Here is a 17784-nt window from a genome sequence, read left to right as displayed (position 1 = left end):
CTCTTTATTCGTTACACAAACATCTTTTGTAGAAATGCTTTTTTCGTTTTTTTCAAGGCTTCTAATTCACGCTGATGAAGGGTGATGAGATTGTCGAGTTGCTGGAAAAAGGCACCGATTTTCTTTTGTTCCTCAAGATTAGGGGTGATTTGTGTATGGAATTTTTCAAGTTCTCGCATACCTAAATTTGGCTGAGTACCGCTAGATGCTTTATCTTTTACTTGGTTTTGCATCTTTCTTGTTTGCAATAAGAAATACAAAAAGTACGGATCAGACACTTCACCAACGCGCATGGCAGCTAATGGAGACCAAATATTAAAACGCTCTTTAGTTTCAACGATTGCCGTCTTACCCACAGTTGAACCTGACTTAACCAAGAAGACATCATGATATTGAGGTCTGTACTTTTTAGAGTACAACTCATCAATCTCTTCAGAAATATATCCACGTTTTCTGTCAAAATCAATCTGATTATCAACGATTGCATCAACTGAGATAAATGGGATTCCACTCTCTTCAAGTTTGGGAGTTTCATGAGGTCCATCAGTAACAGGCTCTGCCAACATTTCACGAAGTTTACGCTGTTCCCAATCGCCAGTAAAACCTGAGAAACGAACCTCCGGCATAGACTCCCCTTCTTTTGGAAACATTTTTTGCAAGAATCCCTGTTTTGCTTGTTTGAGGGTGCTTAGTTCTTGCTGATGAAGCGTGATCGTGTCGTCTAGTTGCTTGAAGAAGGTGCCGATTTGGGTTTGTTCTTGATAAGAAGGTGATAAAAATTGATAATCTCTAATCTTACTCAAGCCTAAAAATTTCTGAGTATTTCCTGCGTTCTCATTTCGTATATATTTTTTGAATATTGGTGATCTCAATAGTTGAATTAGATACTCATTTCTAATTTCACCCCCATGTTTAATAAGGGCCACATTTTTAATTGCAAAACCTGTTCTATCAACTATAACAGGATTACCTATTGTACCAATCATCCCAAAAATAACGTCCCCAATGTCAACTTTGGATCTTTTATTGATAGCTTGAAAATCTTCTTCAGAAATAAGTGAAACATCAGTCATATCCAAACCATTTTCTTTTAAATTTTTCGAAGTAACTAATGGGAATCCTTTATTGTAGTACTTTGGTGAATCATGTGTTCCATCACGTACATCTTTAATATCCGATAACTTATGTTTTTCCCACTTTCCACTAAACCCCTCAAACCTCACTTCTGGCACTCGTTTATTCTCCACGATGAAACACCTCTAACGCACCCTTGATCCACTCTGCATTTTCTTCATCATATTGCAATGAAGAAACCATGTCATACAAGCTAGCTTCTAGTTCCGCTTTTTCTTTTCGAATATCTTTGATTTTCGAGCCAATTGCAGCCATATCCACAGGTTCTTCTTCTTCAAACGTATCGACATATCGAGGGATGTTCAAATTGAAATCATTCTCTTTGATTTCCTCGAATGTTGCAACGTGGGCATATTTCTCAACGTCTTCTCGCTTCTTATACGTTTCGACAATCCTATCAATATGTTCTTTAGAAAGTTTATTTTGGTTCTTTCCTTTTATAAACTCTTTACTTGCATCAATAAATAACACATCACGAGTGCTGCGATTTTTCTTCAAGATGATGACTGTTGTTGGGATCGATGTGCCAAAGAATAAGTTTGCTGGCATACCAATCACGGCATCAATGCTGCCATCTTCTAATAATTTCTTGCGAATCACACCTTCTGCCGCACCACGGAACAGAACCCCATGGGGTAAGACGATGGCCATCGTTCCCGAATCTTTCAAATGGTAGAACCCATGTAAAAGAAAAGCAAAGTCGGCTTTTGATTTTGGCGCTAACTTTCCGTAACGATTGAAACGTGAATCATCTAAGAATGTAGCATCTGCAGACCATTTTGCAGAGTAAGGCGGATTCATAAGAACAGAATCAAAGGTATATGGCTCATCTGTCGGCCAATCTTTGTTCAATGTATCCCCATTGCGTAAACGCATATCTTCTTTATTCACACCATGCAAAATTAAGTTCATCTTCGCTAGATTAAAAGTTGTTGTGTTTAGTTCTTGCCCATGATATTTCACACTATCTGGATAATGAATATAGTTTCGAATATTCAACATTAGAGAACCAGATCCCATCGTGGGGTCAAATACGCTAAACAATTTTTTGTCTTCTTGACCGATTGCGGCAATACGCGCCATCATGTCAGATACTTGATGAGGTGTGTAAAATTCTCCCGCTTTCTTACCAGCTTCTGAGGCAAATTGGCCAATTAAGTACTCATAGGCATCCCCAATGACATCCCCATCATGACCGATTACATTGACATCATTTAGTTTCTTCAATACTTCAGTAATCGTAATGTTTCGCTGTTGGTCATCTGATCCCAGTTTTTTTGATGTCAAATCTACATCGTCAAACAACCCGTTGAATTGGTCATATTTCGTAGACAAATCGATAAATGCCTTATTCAAATCATTCAGCTGAAACGTATTTTGTTTCGCTTGATTGGCTAATACATTGAATAAATGCTTCGGCGCAATATCATAACCTAATGTATCGACTAACGTCTCGATCAAATCATTTTTGATCTCTTCATCCGCTAATAAATCCCGGTACAACTGCGTTTGTTTTTCTTGAGTGTAGTATTCTTCTAGCGATTCATCTGCGATTTCAACGACTTTTTCTAATAACTTATCAGATAAGTATTTATAAAAGATCAATCCTAATAAGTAGTTTTTATACTCTGATGCATCCATTTTGCTTCGCAAGTTGTCTGCGGCACTAAATAATTTTGAGTGTAATTCAGCCATAGTTGTGTTCCTCACTTTTTCTATTGTTGGTCTAATCTCTTTAATGCTTCTAAATAAAGTTGCTCTTCAAGTACCGCTTGTTTCTTCGCCAAAGCTTGACGCTTTCGCAAACAGAAATAAGCATTTCCAATCGTCTTTTGTTTCTCAATACTTGGTAACTTAATTTCCAATTCTTTTAATATCGCTGGAGTCAATTTCGGTACATTACTTCCTTGCATGGAAATCGCCATTTGCTTTTTCATTGTGTGCGACTCATTTAATGCATAACATAAATATCGACTATCCAAATCATTGTGTTCAATCATGAGTTTCGCAAAGTTTTGGTTTATCACCTTTCCGTGATGTAAGTTACTCACGATCCCAGCCTTGGAACTGACAAAGCTGAAAACAACATCCCCGGCACTGCTCAAATAGCTTTCTCTATGATTTGATTGTTCAGCACCAAGACTAACTTGTGAGTCTAGAAACGAGCCATCTAAATCATTTATTAAATCCTCATATGTATAAGCAACTAATGTCGGATCATTTTTCTCGTGTCCTCTAGAAAGATTTCTCCCTATTTTAACCGTCACAATCTCTTCAAGTCGCATATCCCGCCCTCTTCAAAAAGTAATTCTTTAAAATTACTGATTTTCATTGCCATTGAATCTTATCACTTCAAAAATACTCCGTCAACATCTTTTATGTACTTTTTAAGAATTACACCACCAAATGTAAGCAAACAGGGTATAGAAATTTTCTCGACTCTGAGATCCTAATAAAAGATGGATCCTTTTCATTAATAGCGCTTCTTCAATTTTCGCTTTTTCTTAGATTCATCAAAGCCGTCAGCTTTACATCCAACTGGAACCGTCTAACGACATTGCCAGTCTCCCAAAAAGTGATTCATATAGGTAAAATAACACAGATCAAATTGATCATTTCACACTTTTGTATCACATTTCGTCTGTTTCTTCATTTTCCCATGGTAAAATCTTGTTGATCTATTTAAATGAAAGGATATGAATATGAAAGTATTTGAAGCCAAAACACTGCTTTCAGAAGCAGATAAACGTGCAAAAGAATACAAAGAATTAAGAAGCCAGATGGTCAATCTTAAAAAAGCCTTCAAAGCCGTAGCTGATTTAGAGGACAGTGAGTTTTCCGGAAAGGGCGCTGACAACATCAAAGCATTTTATCATGATCACGCTGGTGTGGCTGACAATTGGATTGATCTAATTGATATGAAGATTGCTTTTTTAACAAGCATTTCAGGCGCTTTAGAGGACGCCAGCTTGTCTGGCGCATACATAGAAGAATCCTTCCTGGAACACGAACTGGCTAATGCCTACACCAAGTCAAAATCCATTATGTCTGAACAGAAGAAAGCAATGAAAGATATCCTACTTGATATCAATGATATTCTTCCGCTTGATTTGTTCTCGACAGAAGACTTCAAAGACGAACTTGCAGATGCAGAGGACAAACGTAAAAAAACAGTCGATAAATTAGGAAGCGTGGACGAAGCACTTGTTACTGAATATGCCCAGTCAGAGCCAATCGAGCAATTCATCAAGAAAGACTTCCAAAAGCTTGAGGAATCTACAGGCAAGGGCAAGAATGCTACACCCATTCACTACAATGCCAATGCTTATCGAGAAAGTGACATACATAAGAAGAAAGGAGATATCGAGAAACAGACTAAAGCTTATCTGAAGATCAAGAAAGATGAAGCAAAAGAACGAGAAATCAAAGAATTAAAGAAGAAACTGGCTGACGGAGTGACGGACCCGGATGATTACTTAGAAATTGCCAAGAAGGTCGGGTATGAGAGTCTTACCCCTGAACAGCTTCAGTATGTGGTACAGCTTGAACAAGCAAAACAGCTGAAGGCTGTCGGTGAAAGTGTAATCAACGCAGGTAAAACGGCATTGGATATCATCGATGGGGTTAATGATGGGCTTAACGATGCGATTGATGATACGATATATGGCATCAAGGACTTGGTTGTGGGCGCATGGGAATTTTCACAACTCCCTATTGAACTAAAACTTACAAAAACGATTACAACAGTCTTAAGTGTCCCCTCCTACCCTAAAATAATTTGGAAAAACATCGTCGATTCATGGAATGATAAAATGATAAATGGCGATGCATACACAAGAGCACATTATATCAGTTATGCGGTCGGTAATATCGTTGGTCCAAAAGGTGCAGGTGCCGCAGTGCAAACCACTGCCAAGCTTTCTAAAGTAGGTAAAGTGGTTGAGAGCGGAACAGCTGCTGCTCATGTAAATAAAGGAATTACAAAAGGCAACAATTTTTTTAATCCCTTTTTTAAAAACAGATATGAACCTGCACTTGTAGGAATTGCACAAGATATTGAGAATACTCACAATGTTAAAAACACACCATTGTTAAAAAGTATAATTGAAGAAGAAAAAAATAATGCTTTTTCCAAAATAAATGTTACTTTTAGGCAAGGATATGATACCCATTTAGTTGAGGTAGAAGATATAGTCAGAAAGAAAAATAAAGGTATTGTCGGCGGTCACAATCTACAGAGTTTTGAGAAGGCATTTATTGATAAAGGTTGGGATTTAAAGAGTTGTATAATTTCAAAAAGGGAACACCCCACAATTGATGGTATCTATGAAATTGAATATGGATTACCTGCATTAGATAGAGAGGGAAATATCAAACCTGGAGAACTAAAAAAAGTTCGTACTCCAAAGACAGTTTATGATCCCGAGAAGATCTCAAACGAACAAATGTTGCAGTGGGGAGAAGAAGCAATGAGAAATGGAGAAGTAGTCGGGAGAAAAGTAACTGGATACGCTAAAAACGGTCTCAAGTTTGAAGGTTATATTGATGAAGCAACTGGAGAAATAACAAATTTTTTCCCAACTTTAAATGATTAAATAATTCGGAGTGAAAATGAAATGGATAATAAAAGTAAAGATTTAATTAACTACTTTTTTCAGGTGATGGGTGATGAACGTTTTTTACGAATTTTAGAGAAATTCTCCAACGGGGAAGGTTATGGTATAGAGAATGTCTGGTGTGTATTTGCTGATGACTACGAAGAGTGGGAAGATGATTACTTTGGAGATGAAGGTATTGCTTTTTATTTCGACTACCCAGCAGTCAAAGAAGATGAAGAAGTAATTTTAGATTACGAAAATTTCTATAAATATTTAAATAAAATTGTTGATCAATATCTAGAACGACACCCAGAAAATAAACCAGACGTAGAAGAGTACATGCAAAAAATTATAGACAAATATAATATTAAGCTATAGAAAAAGCGGCTGTTAATATTTCATTGATGAACATGCTATGTTTTTTGTTTTGAATTTGAAGCTTTAATCGATTACATAATTTAATCGAAAGCCCGCAAGACAGAAAAAAAGAAGCTTCTCACAAGTTCGGTGAACTCATGAGAAGCCTCGAAAAGTTAAATGGCATCAAGAGGGCATTAAAAATGACGTCCGTTGCCGACAAACCCTTGTAAATCAAGGGTTTTTTGTCGGTTTACATCATGCCGCCCATACCGCCCATGCCGCCCATGTCAGGCATTCCTGCGCCGCCGGCGTTTTCTTCCGGTTTGTCAGCGACAACAGCTTCAGTTGTTAAGAGCATTGCTGCTACAGAAGCTGCGTTTTGCAGAGCAGAACGTGTCACTTTTGTAGGGTCAACGATACCCTTTTCGATCATGTTTACCCATTCGCCGGTTGCAGCGTTGAAGCCTACGCCGATTTTTTCGTTTTTCAGGCGCTCAACGATGACAGATCCTTCAAGACCTGCATTGTGCGCGATTTGACGGATCGGTTCTTCAAGCGCGCGAAGCACGATGTTGATACCTGTTTGCGCATCGCCTTCAGCTTCAACTGCAGCGACTTTGTTGTATACGTTGACAAGCGCTGTACCACCGCCGGATACGATACCTTCTTCAACAGCTGCGCGAGTTGAGTTGAGGGCGTCTTCGATGCGAAGTTTACGCTCTTTCAGCTCAGTTTCAGTCGCAGCGCCGACTTTGATGACAGCTACGCCGCCGGCAAGTTTCGCAAGACGCTCTTGTAATTTTTCTCTGTCGAATTCAGAAGTTGTTTCTTCCACTTGAGCGCGGATTTGGTTGACACGTGCAGCGATTTTTTCAGTGTCGCCTGCGCCTTCTACGATTGTTGTGTTTTCTTTCGTTACCACAACTTTAGAAGCGCGTCCCAATTGTCCGATTTCAGTAGATTTCAGGTCAAGGCCTAAGTCTTCTGTGATTACTTCTCCGCCTGTAAGAACAGAGATGTCTTCAAGCATTGCTTTACGGCGGTCACCGAAGCCAGGAGCTTTAACGGCAACAGCGTTGAATGTGCCGCGAAGTTTGTTGACAACGAGTGTAGCAAGAGCTTCCCCTTCAACATCTTCAGCGATCAGAAGCAATGGTTTGCCTTGCTGTACAACTTGCTCAAGCACAGGAAGGATTTCTTGAATGTTTGTGATTTTTTTGTCTGTGATTAAGATGTAAGGATTGTCAAGAACCGCTTCCATCTTATCAGAGTCAGTCACCATGTAAGGAGACGCATATCCGCGGTCGAATTGCATACCTTCCACAACTTCAAGCTCAGTTGTGAAACCTTTAGACTCTTCGATTGTGATGACGCCGTCGTTTCCTACGCGCTCCATTGCTTCAGCGATAAGGCTTCCGACTTCCTCATCAGCAGCAGAGATCGCAGCAACCTGAGCGATAGACTCTTTGCCTTCGATCGGCTTAGAAATTTCTTTTAAGTTTTCGATTGCTACAGTCACGGCTTGTTCCATACCTTTACGCACGCCGACAGGGTTAGCCCCCGCAGTTACGTTTTTAAGGCCTTCGCGGATCATAGCCTGCGCAAGTACAGTCGCAGTCGTCGTACCGTCACCGGCAACGTCGTTTGTTTTGCTGGCTACTTCAGCTACAAGCTTCGCACCCATGTTTTCAAACGCATCTTCAAGTTCAATTTCTTTTGCGATTGTCACACCGTCATTTGTAATTAACGGAGAACCGAATTTTTTCTCCAGAACCACGTTGCGTCCTTTTGGCCCTAAAGTTACTTTTACAGCGTCAGCAAGCGCATCGACACCGCGAAGCATAGCGCGGCGTGCTTCTTCACTAAACTTAATATCTTTTGCCATGTTAACGAAACCTCCTCGAATTTTTAAAAATATTTATTTGCTTAGCCGATAACAGCTAAAATGTCGCTTTCACGTAAGATTAAGTATTCAGTACCTTCGTATTTCACTTCAGTACCGGCGTATTTTGAGAAGATAATGCGGTCGCCCTCTTTTACTTCTAAAGCAACGCGCTCTCCGCTTTCCAACACGCGACCTGAACCGGCTGCCACGATTTTGCCTTCTTGCGGCTTTTCTTTTGCAGAATCCGGTAATACGATTCCGCTGGCAGTTTTTTCTTCAGATTCTACGAGTTCAATGACAACGCGATCACCTAATGGCTTTAACAATGTAATAACCTCCTCAATAGTATGAATATGTAATTTTAGCACTCAGCTCTAAAGAGTGCTAACACAGTTATTATAATAAAGAATCTCACTTCCAATTTCAAGTCATAAGAATAAAAAATTTTCACGCTTACATGATTCTCTCTCGCACTGATTTTCTCCTTTTTTCACGTCAAGTTCACTTGTGTTACAATAAGAACAAATAAGTTGATTTTATAGGATAAAGGAGTACATATCATTTGAGAAAACAGTATTGGTATATCATTTTGACATATGTTATCATGCAGCTTTCCGCATTGATCGGCATTCCTTTAATGTACAAATTCGGCTATGCGGGCGGGCACCCTACGAATGCGAATCTCACCATGGCTCAGGGGATTTATTCCGTCGTAAGCTTTTTTATCTGCCTGATTATCGTTCTCTTGATTTTGAGAACCGCGCCGAAGCAGACATTAAGAAACGGGAAGAAAGCATCCGCCGGCATGTCCGTTCTCTGGGCGGTCGCGGGAATATGGCTCGCTTTATTTTCTCAGGGAATCGCCGGGATGATTGAGCAGTATGTCTTTCATGTGGGCAGCGGTTCCGAAAACACGAAAGCCATTCTCAACATTATTAAAGCCATGCCGCTCATGATTATCGTTTCTTCTATCGTCGGGCCGATTCTTGAAGAAATCATTTTCCGGAAGATCATCTTCGGTGTATTATATGAAAAAACGAATTTCTTTATCGCCGGACTGATCAGTTCCGTCATTTTCGGCATTGTGCATCAAGACCTCACGCACCTGCTGCTGTATACGGCCATGGGCTTTACCTTTGCGTTCTTGTATGTGCAGACGAAACGGATTATTGTGCCGATATTCGCCCATGTCATGATGAATACCATTGTCGTGGTCATGCAGCTCGGCCCCGCCCAAAAATATATTGAACAGCATAGTGAGCAAATGCAATTAATTATTGGAGGATTGTTTGTATGAGGAACCCAATGACTTGGGGCTTGATTTATTTCGCAGTCGGCTGTATCTTTACGTATTTGGCCGCAAGCTCTCCGGGAAGCATGTGGTCTTTTTATTCCATACTGCTGATGGTTTTCGCCGCTTATAATATCAGCATCTCGTTTAAAATGTTCGCTTTCTCATTTAAAGTGAAAAAAAATCAAAAATAAAAGAAAAGCCATTTCTCATCATGGAGAAATGGCTTTTTTTATGCTGATACGTCCTGATCAGATTCACTGCCGGTCTGCCTTTTCCGGTACGCCGCTTTTGAGATCAGAATGCTGATCTCGTATAAAATGCAAAGCGGAATGGTAATCATCAAGTGAGACAGCAGTTCAGGCGGCGCAATCATCGCGGCGATCACAAGCAGCACAAAATACGCATACTTCCTGATCTTCGATAAAAACCTCGGCGTGATAACACCGAGTCTCGTTAAAAACATGATCAGCACCGGCATCTGAAACAGCAGTCCGAACGGAATCGTCAGCTGCAGCAGAAAATGAAAGTACTCGGTAATCCCGATCACCTGGTTGACATCCAGGTCATTCGAAACCCGCTTCATAAAATCAACGACCAGCGGAAATAAAATATAATAAGAAAACGACACACCGCCGACAAACAGCACGATCGAAATCGGAATATAGCTGAGTGTTACTTTGCGCTCCTTCTCATACAGACCCGGGCTGACAAACGCCCAAATCTGATAGAGAATAATCGGCGAAGTCAAAATGATGCCGATGATAAACGCGAACTGCAAAAAGATAAACAGCGGATCCGTCAGGTTAAAAGCATTAAGGGTGAGCTCTTTTACTTCATCGGCTTTTTGAAGATACACAATGATAGGTTTTGCCAGAAAAAAGCCGGCAATAAAGAAAACCGTAAAGGATAACGCCACAATCAGCAATCGTTTCCGAAGTTCGGCAATATGCTCCACAAGCGTCATTTGATTCACTCTCATACGCGTCATCCTATCTTACTGTTCTTCTTTCTTTTTTTCCTCTTCTTCACCGGCTAATCCCTTAGTAGCGTTCTTAAATTCACGAAGCGTGTCTCCCGCCGCTTTTCCTAATTCGGGAAGCTTCTTCGGACCGAAAATAATCACCGCCACCACACCGATAACCGCAAGGCTTCCAGGACCGATCATGTGCAGCTCCTCCTTTCGCTATTCAATTTCTTCCAAAACAGAATAATGCTTTAAGAAATAAACCAATGATTGAAGCTCTACAGCTAAATCTATATGATGAATTCGAATGTGATCCGGCACATTCAAACGGGCCGGCGTAAAGTTAAGGATTCCCTTGATTCCGAGCGACACGAGCCGGTCGGTGATTGACTGGGCGGCAACCGCCGGAACGGTAAGAATCGCCACGGGTTCATCCTTAATGTGAAGCTCTAAATCATTAAGATCAAAGACAGGCACACCGCCTACCTCAGTTCCTATTTTACTCTGATTCACATCAAAAGCCATAGATATTTTTGTGTTATTATTTTTTGTGAAATTATAGTGAAGAAACGCCGTCCCTAAATTCCCGACACCGATCAAAATGACGTTCGTCGTTTCATCCTGATCCAGTGTTTTTCTGAAAAATGACAGCAGGTAATCCACATTATAGCCGTATCCCTTTTTGCCGAGCGCCCCGAAATAGGAAAAATCCCGGCGGATCGTGGCCGAATCGACTTTTACCGCGTCGCTCAGTTCAGCTGATGAAACACGCTGCTTTCCTGACGCGTGTAAATTCTTTAAAAAGCGATAATAAAGCGGCAGCCGTTTTGCCGTCGCCTGTGGAATTTTTGATTGATCCTTGTTCATGATTGGTCCTCCACTTTATACTCAGATGCATCTCTTTTAAAATCACCGTTTTTGCCTCCTGTTTTTTCCATGAGGCAGGTCGGGCCGATGACCATTCCTTTATCCAGCGCCTTGCACATATCATAAACGGTCAAAGCGCAGACTGAAGCGGAAGTTAGCGCTTCCATTTCCACACCTGTACTCCCTTTCGTTTTTACGCTTGCCTGTATATGAAGAACGGCTTCTGAATCCTTTTCCTCCCAGCCGAATGAAATGTCGACGCTGCTTAAAGAAAGCGGGTGGCACATCGGGATAATCGCTGACGTCTGCTTTGCGGCCATAATTCCTGCCACCTGTGCGACAGCCAGCACGTCTCCTTTTCCGATCTCGCGGTTTTTGATTCTGCTGTACACGTCATGCTTCATGTGTACGCTGGATATCGCAGCGGCAGTACGGACTGTTGAAGATTTATCGCTTATATCCACCATGCGGGCACGGCCTTCTTCATTAAAATGAGAAAATCCATTCATATTTAAACTCTCCTTACTTCTGATCATACACTATTTTCTCCCTGATGTCTTATCCTATAATGTTCCAATTCTGATGTATTGTTTGCTGACAGCAGGTTGATAAGCTACACTTAACTTATTATAACAGAGGTGAAATAATATGATGATCTTACAAATTAATCAGCTATCCAAATCTTTTGGCGCTGATCCTATTTTAAACAATATAAAGCTTGAAGTCAGATCTCGGGATCGCATCGCCATAGTAGGCAGAAACGGAGCCGGCAAATCAACTCTCCTTAAAATTATCGCAGGTCACCTTTCATATGAAAAGGGTGAATTAATCAAACCGAAAGAATTAACGATGGGGTATCTTGCCCAGCACACAGGCTTGGAATCCAAGCTTACCATAAAAGAAGAACTGCTGAGCGTTTTTGATTTCCTGAAAGCAATGGAAAAAGAAATGCGCTCTATTGAAGAAAAGATGGCCACGGCCGCCCCGGCGGAGCTTGAGACGCTGATGAAAACCTATGACAGGCTTCAGCAGGATTTCAAGGATAAAGGCGGCTATCAATATGAAGCGGACGTCCGCTCTATCCTTCACGGCCTCGGCTTCGGAAAATTTGACGATTCCGTGAAAGTGCAAAGCCTGAGCGGCGGTCAGAAAACAAGACTTGCGCTCGGAAAGCTGCTGCTGACCCAGCCTGATCTGCTTATTCTGGATGAACCGACGAACCATCTCGACATCGATACGCTTACATGGCTTGAGCATTATTTACAGGGATATTCAGGCGCCATTCTGATCGTTTCCCACGACAGATACTTTCTTGATAAAGTCGTCAGCCAAGTGTACGAGGTCTCACGGACAGAAAGCAAAAAATACCTCGGCAACTACAGCGCCTATTTAGAACAAAAAGCTGAGCAGTATGAGAAAGACCTGAAGCTGTATGAAAAACAGCAGGACGAAATCGCCAAGCTTCAAGATTTTGTCGACCGCAATCTGGCCAGAGCTTCTACAACGAAAAGAGCCCAAAGCAGACGAAAACAGCTTGAACGGATGGACGTCATGGCAAAGCCGCTCGGTGATGAAAAATCAGCCGCCTTCCGTTTTGACATTACAAAACAGAGCGGAAACGACGTCCTGCGCGTACAGGATGTTTCCATCAGCTATGACGGCCAGCCTCCGCTCTTGAAAAACCTGACCTTCGGCATGACAAGAGGCGAAAGCGCCGCCCTCGTCGGACCGAACGGAATCGGCAAATCAACCTTGCTGAAAACCATTATGAATACAATCAGTCCGGAATCCGGGTCGATCACGTACGGTTCCAACGTCACAATCGGCTATTATGATCAGGAGCAGGCTGAACTGACCTCGTCCAAACGCGTGCTGGACGAGCTGTGGGATGAATATCCGGACATGCCGGAAAAAGAGATCAGGACATGCCTCGGCAACTTTCTGTTCAGCGGAGACGATGTCCTGAAACCGGTCCGTTCGTTAAGCGGCGGGGAGAAAGCAAGAGTCGCGCTTGCCAAGCTGATGCTTCAAAAAGCAAACTTTCTCATCCTTGATGAACCGACAAACCACCTTGACCTGGACAGTAAAGAGGTGCTGGAAAACGCCCTGATCGACTACCCGGGAACACTATTATTTGTATCGCATGACCGTTACTTTATTAACAGAATCGCCACAAGAGTGCTGGAGCTGTCACCTGATCATGCAGAAGAATATTTGGGAGACTATGACTATTACACCGAGAAAAAAGCACAGCAGCTGGAACTGGAAGAAATGAAACGGCAGGAAAAGGAGCAGGCTCAGCCTGCCGGCAAGGTCAAACAGGATACGAAAAGAACATACGAGGAAGAAAAAGAATGGAAGAAGAAAGAACGGCAGCGCCTGAGACGCATTGAAGAAATCGAAGCAGCCGTCTCATCCGCCGAAGAGAAAATCAGCGCCAATGAGGAGCTGCTGTGCGATCCTGACGTGTATCAGGATCATGAAAAGGTACAGACCATTCACGCGGAGAATGAAGCTCTGAATCAAGAGCTCGAAAACTTATTAGCAGAATGGGAGGAACTCTCCTCAGAAGAATAGAAAACGTCAAGCACCTCTTTAAGGGGTGCTTTTTTATCCACAGCTATCCTCCTTGTCAGCCATGTAAGTAAGCGTTTTATACACACTATCCACAAAATTTTCTGACTTTATCCACTTTACTAACAACTTACAGCCCCTTATCCAGCCTGGATTTCTGGATATACTCACAATCTTGTGGATATGTTAGAATTATCTGTTAATAAGTAAAAAAGAAGCCTCACGTTTTACAACGTGAGACGATCAAAGGATGTTAATTCCAAACCGGGCTGTCCGTTCATATCATATGAACCCCGGATCCCCTTTTCAAAAGCAACGGTTCCGGCAGCCGCAATCATCGCTGCATTGTCCGTGCATAAAGAAAGCGGCGGGATGACAAGCTCGGGATCTCCCGAATGACTGAATTCCTGCTGCAGTGCGGCTCTCAGCCCTTTGTTAGCGGCTACGCCCCCTGCCAGCAGCACTTGTTTAACCCCGTATTCTTTCGCGGCCTTTGAGGTTTTTGCCGTCAGTACATCAATGACACTCTGCTGAAAGCTTGCGGCAAGATCCTCCGGAGGAATCACCTCATTTTTTTGCGAGGCGTTATGAAGCGTGTTAATCACGGCTGACTTTAGGCCGCTGAAGCTGAAATTGTAAGACCCTTCTTCCAGCCATGCACGCGGAAGCGGAATGGAATCCGTTCCCACAGCAGCCAGCTTATCAATCTGCGGCCCTCCCGGATAAGGAAGCCCCATCGTTCTTGCCACTTTGTCGTAAGCTTCGCCTGCGGCATCATCCAGCGTTTCACCGATAACCTCGAATGAACCGTGCTCTTTCATATAAACCAATTCCGTATGTCCGCCTGACACAACCAAAGCAAGCGCCGGGAACTGAAGCTCTCCTATCAGCCTGTTTGCATAAATATGACCCGCGATGTGATGGACACCGACTAGCGGTATTTGATGGGCAAAGCTTAACGCCTTTGCCGCATTGACTCCGATTAACAGAGCTCCGACAAGTCCGGGTCCTTCCGTTACGGCAATCGCATCAAGATCATCAAAGCCCATCTCCGCTTTTGAAAGAGCTTCCTCAATCACAAGGGTAATCTGCTCCACATGATGTCTGGACGCTATTTCAGGCACGACCCCGCCGAAACGTTTATGGCTTTCTATTTGAGAAGCGACAACGTTTGAAATAATTTCATTCCCGTTTTTTACGACTGAGGCCGCTGTTTCATCACAGCTTGTTTCGATTCCTAATACATAAATATCTTGTTTTTCACTCATGTAATGTCACCCACATTAATAACGCATCTTCCCCGTTATCTGTATAGTATTGTTTTCTGATTCCACCGGCCTGAAGACCGAATTTTTTATATAAGGATTGGGCGGGATGATTTGAGACCCTGACTTCGAGAGAGAGCCTTCTTGCCTTTTTTTCTCTGCACAATTCTATCGCAGAGCGAAACAGCGCTTCTCCCAATAATTGGCCCCGATATTCCGGCTTAATGGCTATGTTCGTAATCTGCGCGTCATCTATAATAATCCAGATTCCGCAATACCCCGCCAGACAGCCGTCCTTTTCAATGACAAGGTAGTGGGCATACGGATTTTCCAAAAGCTCATGATAAAATGAATCCTTCGTCCACGGAGAAGTAAAGGATGCTGTTTCAATTTCATAAATTTGATCAATATCTTCCGGCCGCATGCTTCGAATCGCCGTTTTCGTTTTCATCCCTATCACCCTATTTTTGAGATTCCATCCATTTCGCTTCAGCCTCTGCCAGACGCAAATAATCCGGAACAAGGCTGTGGACATCCGCTTCTTCTTTTTCCAAGCCTAAAAACGCCAGCTCTGACGGCCGCGGATTATGCTGTGCAGCCGTTCCTATCACTGCTTGTGATGTCAGCTCATGCAGAATGGTTTCTTCATGAATGGCTGTATCGTGCCCTAAAAATAAAACCGGAGACGCTTTTTCTTTCAGCATTCCGAGCCAATCAGTCAAAAGGACATTCTGATCAGGAAGAACGGATTGTAATCGGCCGTCCTGATATTCATAAAGTCCCGTATATACCTGTCCGCGCCGGGCATCAAATAACGGGCAGATCAGTCCTTGAAAGTGCCGTCCGTTAGCCGCCAGCACCTCCAGACTCGAGACAGCGGAAACCGGAAGCTTCAGCGACCATGCTAATGTTTTTGCCAGCGTCACACCGATTCTGACACCTGTATACGATCCCGGTCCTTTCGCCACCGCTATTTTTGTAAGATCCTGCGGTGTTAGGCCGCAATCCTTCAGCAATGAATTGACAGCAGGCATGGCCCGCACGGAATGATTCTTTTTTAAATATGTAATATACTCCGCCATCACCGTTTTGTCACGAACGAGCGCGGCACCCAGCGTGTAATTTGACGTATCAATTGCCAGTATTGTCATGTTTATTTATCTCCTCACAAAGCGTTTCATACCGTGTTCCGCAAGCCGTAAAGGTAATGTCCCTTGCCTCATCACCGGCTCTCTTGATGACGATCTGCAGCCGTTCAGCAGGCAGCTGATCCTGAATTAAATGAGCCCATTCAATTAAACAGACGCCTTGTCCCTCAAAATATTCTTCAAGCCCTAAGTCTTCGCTTTCATCCTCCATACGATACACATCCATATGATATAGAGGAAGCGAACCGTCATGGTATTCTTTTATAATTGTAAAAGTCGGGCTGTTTACCACTCTCGTGATTCCCAGTCCTTCGGCAAAACCCTTTGTAAAAGTCGTTTTTCCCGCGCCTAAGTCACCTTCCAGTGTCAAAATGTCTCCCGGCTTTGCCAAAGAAGCGGCAAGCTTGGCTACGGCTTTCGTTTCTTCGGGGTTTTTCGTTCTCCATTGTAATGTCTTCAAAGTGAGTCACCCGTCTTATTTAAAATGATTGTATCCTTTTTTCTCAAGGACGATTTGTCTGTGATCATTGGCTGTCAAAAGAACACATGCTTCCTTCCGTTCAGACACCGCTCCTATCTTCGCAATCGGAATGCCTGATTGAGTGCAGTAATCAAGCAAAGAAATCCACTCTTGCTGAGAAACCGTTCCAACCAATTCAAAATCTTCACCGCCGAATAACACCCATTTCTTCCACTCAGAATCTGCCTCAGGCAAATCCGGATGCACCGGCAGAAGTTGTTCTTCAATTTCTATCGTAACTGAACTTGCCGCAGCTATTTCATGCAGCTCACTGGCCAATCCGTCACTGATATCATTCAAAGCCGCGCGCTGAAGCTGAGAGCAGAAGCGGCCGACCTGAACTCTCGGAATGGGCCGTTTATGTTTTCGGATAAAATAATCACTCGTATGAAAAGCAGAAGGGAGTGTTTCTCCCAATAAAAGAGACAGTCCTGCTGCGGACGAGCCGATATCCCCCGTAACAAACACAACATCCCCGGGTCTTGCCGAGCTTCGCAGACAAGCGCGATCCTTCTCAACTTCTCCGATGACAGTAACGGTAATTACGGCTTGACCGGAAGCGGAGACGGTATCTCCCCCGATCAAATCCATTTGATATAGTTTCGCCAGTTCCGCCATTCCTTCATACATTGCCTGGACGTCAGCTTTCTGCCAGCAAGAAGGAACCGCTAGAGACACCAAATAAAACTTCGGAATGCCTCCCATCGCCGCCACGTCACTAATGTTAACAGCAAGCGCCTTATAACCGATATCATGAGGAGAGGAATACTCTAATTTAAAATGGACATTCTCCACCATTGTATCAAGGCAGACAATTTGCTGCATATGGGGTGACGCTGTATAAACCGCACCATCATCACCGATCCCTACATCGACGGAAGGATGATAATGCGAATGCGGCGTAATACTGTGAATCAAATCAAACTCATCCATATATCTCCCGTCTCCCTTTCTGACGCTCTTGTGAAATACAGCTCTTTCTAGTGTATCGGATTATGTTTCAATATCCAAGACTTTAACGATATAAAAGAAAGCTTGGTTAGATACCAAGCTGCCAGCATTTAAAAGAAAACACAAAAAAAACGAAAACATGATCGTTTCGTTTACAATAAAAATGGCGGTCCGGACGGGACTCGAACCCGCGACCTCCTGCGTGACAGGCAGGCATTCTAACC

General features: G+C 42.8%; 20 protein-coding genes. 5 read left to right on the top strand and 15 right to left on the bottom strand.

Going from position 1 to position 17784, the window contains the following annotated elements; translation table 11 throughout:
- Positions 1-11: 11 nt before the first annotated feature.
- From K3G25_RS15660 to K3G25_RS15650, 3 genes are read right to left on the bottom strand one after another with little or no spacing between them, the layout of a single operon-like run.
- Positions 12-1247: a restriction endonuclease subunit S gene (locus K3G25_RS15660; RefSeq protein ID WP_232489391.1), complete on the bottom strand. Its 1236-nt coding sequence runs from the start codon at positions 1245-1247 to the stop codon at positions 12-14.
- Positions 1237-2829, bottom strand: coding sequence for a type I restriction-modification system subunit M (locus K3G25_RS15655; RefSeq protein ID WP_167409191.1), 1593 nt, complete (start codon positions 2827-2829; stop codon positions 1237-1239). Before K3G25_RS15655 ends, K3G25_RS15660 begins: the two co-directional genes overlap by 11 nt.
- A 20-nt stretch (positions 2830-2849) precedes the next feature.
- Positions 2850-3419, bottom strand: a complete 570-nt coding sequence (locus K3G25_RS15650) for a restriction endonuclease subunit S (protein ID WP_167409192.1) — start codon at positions 3417-3419, stop codon at positions 2850-2852.
- Positions 3420-3836: 417 nt separating this feature from the next.
- On the opposite strand from K3G25_RS15650, the gene K3G25_RS15645 reads away from it, so the two are divergent.
- Together K3G25_RS15645 and cdiI are read left to right on the top strand one after the other, a co-directional pair.
- Entirely contained in the window at positions 3837-5729 is a 1893-nt protein-coding gene (locus tag K3G25_RS15645; protein WP_167409193.1) for a T7SS effector LXG polymorphic toxin, read from the top strand.
- A 21-nt stretch (positions 5730-5750) separates the two neighbouring features.
- Complete coding sequence (cdiI, locus tag K3G25_RS15640) at positions 5751-6110, top strand: ribonuclease toxin immunity protein CdiI (RefSeq protein WP_020955422.1); 360 nt, start codon at positions 5751-5753, stop codon at positions 6108-6110.
- 232 nt (positions 6111-6342) lie between these two features.
- Here cdiI and groL read toward each other — a convergent pair whose 3' ends face one another.
- Positions 6343-7977 (bottom strand): chaperonin GroEL, encoded by a 1635-nt coding sequence (gene groL / locus K3G25_RS15635; protein WP_003155941.1) that lies wholly within the window; start codon positions 7975-7977, stop codon positions 6343-6345.
- Positions 7978-8018: 41 nt separating this feature from the next.
- Positions 8019-8303: a co-chaperone GroES gene (groES, locus tag K3G25_RS15630; protein WP_003155970.1), complete on the bottom strand. Its 285-nt coding sequence runs from the start codon at positions 8301-8303 to the stop codon at positions 8019-8021.
- A 236-nt stretch (positions 8304-8539) separates the two neighbouring features.
- Here groES and K3G25_RS15625 point away from each other — a divergent pair, with 236 nt between their 5' ends.
- Together K3G25_RS15625 and K3G25_RS15620 are read left to right on the top strand one after the other, a co-directional pair.
- Positions 8540-9274 carry a CPBP family intramembrane glutamic endopeptidase gene (locus K3G25_RS15625; protein WP_003155972.1) on the top strand — a complete coding sequence of 245 codons (735 nt, stop codon included), beginning with the start codon at positions 8540-8542 and terminating at the stop codon, positions 9272-9274.
- Positions 9271-9462: a YdiK family protein gene (locus K3G25_RS15620; protein WP_003155975.1), complete on the top strand. Its 192-nt coding sequence runs from the start codon at positions 9271-9273 to the stop codon at positions 9460-9462. Before K3G25_RS15625 ends, K3G25_RS15620 begins: the two co-directional genes overlap by 4 nt.
- A 38-nt stretch (positions 9463-9500) precedes the next feature.
- Here K3G25_RS15620 and tatC read toward each other — a convergent pair whose 3' ends face one another.
- From tatC to moaC, 4 genes are read right to left on the bottom strand one after another with little or no spacing between them, the layout of a single operon-like run.
- Entirely contained in the window at positions 9501-10259 is a 759-nt protein-coding gene (gene tatC, locus K3G25_RS15615) for a twin-arginine translocase subunit TatC (RefSeq protein ID WP_007609791.1), read from the bottom strand.
- Between the two features lie 6 nt (positions 10260-10265).
- The gene (locus tag K3G25_RS15610) at positions 10266-10436 is read right to left on the bottom strand and encodes a twin-arginine translocase TatA/TatE family subunit (RefSeq protein WP_003155981.1); all 171 of its coding nucleotides are present in this window, start codon (positions 10434-10436) and stop codon (positions 10266-10268) included.
- Positions 10437-10454: 18 nt separating this feature from the next.
- Positions 10455-11102: a redox-sensing transcriptional repressor Rex gene (locus K3G25_RS15605; protein ID WP_003155984.1), complete on the bottom strand. Its 648-nt coding sequence runs from the start codon at positions 11100-11102 to the stop codon at positions 10455-10457.
- Positions 11099-11611 carry a cyclic pyranopterin monophosphate synthase MoaC gene (gene moaC / locus K3G25_RS15600; protein WP_003155986.1) on the bottom strand — a complete coding sequence of 171 codons (513 nt, stop codon included), beginning with the start codon at positions 11609-11611 and terminating at the stop codon, positions 11099-11101. Before moaC ends, K3G25_RS15605 begins: the two co-directional genes overlap by 4 nt.
- A gap of 139 nt (positions 11612-11750) precedes the next feature.
- Here moaC and K3G25_RS15595 point away from each other — a divergent pair, with 139 nt between their 5' ends.
- Entirely contained in the window at positions 11751-13679 is a 1929-nt protein-coding gene (locus K3G25_RS15595) for an ABC-F family ATP-binding cassette domain-containing protein (protein WP_232489390.1), read from the top strand.
- Between the two features lie 224 nt (positions 13680-13903).
- Here K3G25_RS15595 and tsaD read toward each other — a convergent pair whose 3' ends face one another.
- The 6 genes from tsaD to K3G25_RS15565 form a co-directional block, all read right to left on the bottom strand.
- On the bottom strand, positions 13904-14944 hold the full coding sequence (gene tsaD / locus K3G25_RS15590; RefSeq protein ID WP_020955419.1) for a tRNA (adenosine(37)-N6)-threonylcarbamoyltransferase complex transferase subunit TsaD: 1041 nt from the start codon (positions 14942-14944) through the stop codon (positions 13904-13906).
- Complete coding sequence (rimI, locus tag K3G25_RS15585; RefSeq protein WP_232489389.1) at positions 14937-15392, bottom strand: ribosomal protein S18-alanine N-acetyltransferase; 456 nt, start codon at positions 15390-15392, stop codon at positions 14937-14939. Before rimI ends, tsaD begins: the two co-directional genes overlap by 8 nt.
- A 10-nt stretch (positions 15393-15402) precedes the next feature.
- The gene (gene tsaB / locus K3G25_RS15580; protein WP_007408854.1) at positions 15403-16092 is read right to left on the bottom strand and encodes a tRNA (adenosine(37)-N6)-threonylcarbamoyltransferase complex dimerization subunit type 1 TsaB; all 690 of its coding nucleotides are present in this window, start codon (positions 16090-16092) and stop codon (positions 15403-15405) included.
- Positions 16073-16549 (bottom strand): tRNA (adenosine(37)-N6)-threonylcarbamoyltransferase complex ATPase subunit type 1 TsaE, encoded by a 477-nt coding sequence (gene tsaE / locus K3G25_RS15575; RefSeq protein WP_014417064.1) that lies wholly within the window; start codon positions 16547-16549, stop codon positions 16073-16075. Before tsaE ends, tsaB begins: the two co-directional genes overlap by 20 nt.
- A 15-nt stretch (positions 16550-16564) precedes the next feature.
- A complete protein-coding gene (thiL, locus tag K3G25_RS15570) occupies positions 16565-17542 on the bottom strand; it encodes a thiamine-phosphate kinase (protein WP_061861911.1) in 978 nt (325 codons plus the stop codon).
- A gap of 60 nt (positions 17543-17602) precedes the next feature.
- Positions 17603-17784: hypothetical protein (locus K3G25_RS15565; protein WP_053285266.1), on the bottom strand; the 182-nt coding region annotated here is incomplete at its 5' end.

This window comes from Bacillus sp. FCW2 (genome assembly GCF_021228595.1).
In the GTDB taxonomy this organism is placed as follows: Bacteria; Bacillota; Bacilli; order Bacillales; family Bacillaceae; genus Bacillus; species Bacillus velezensis.
The sequence above is the reverse complement of the archived record's forward strand: the minus strand, read 5'-3'. Positions and strand labels throughout refer to the sequence as shown.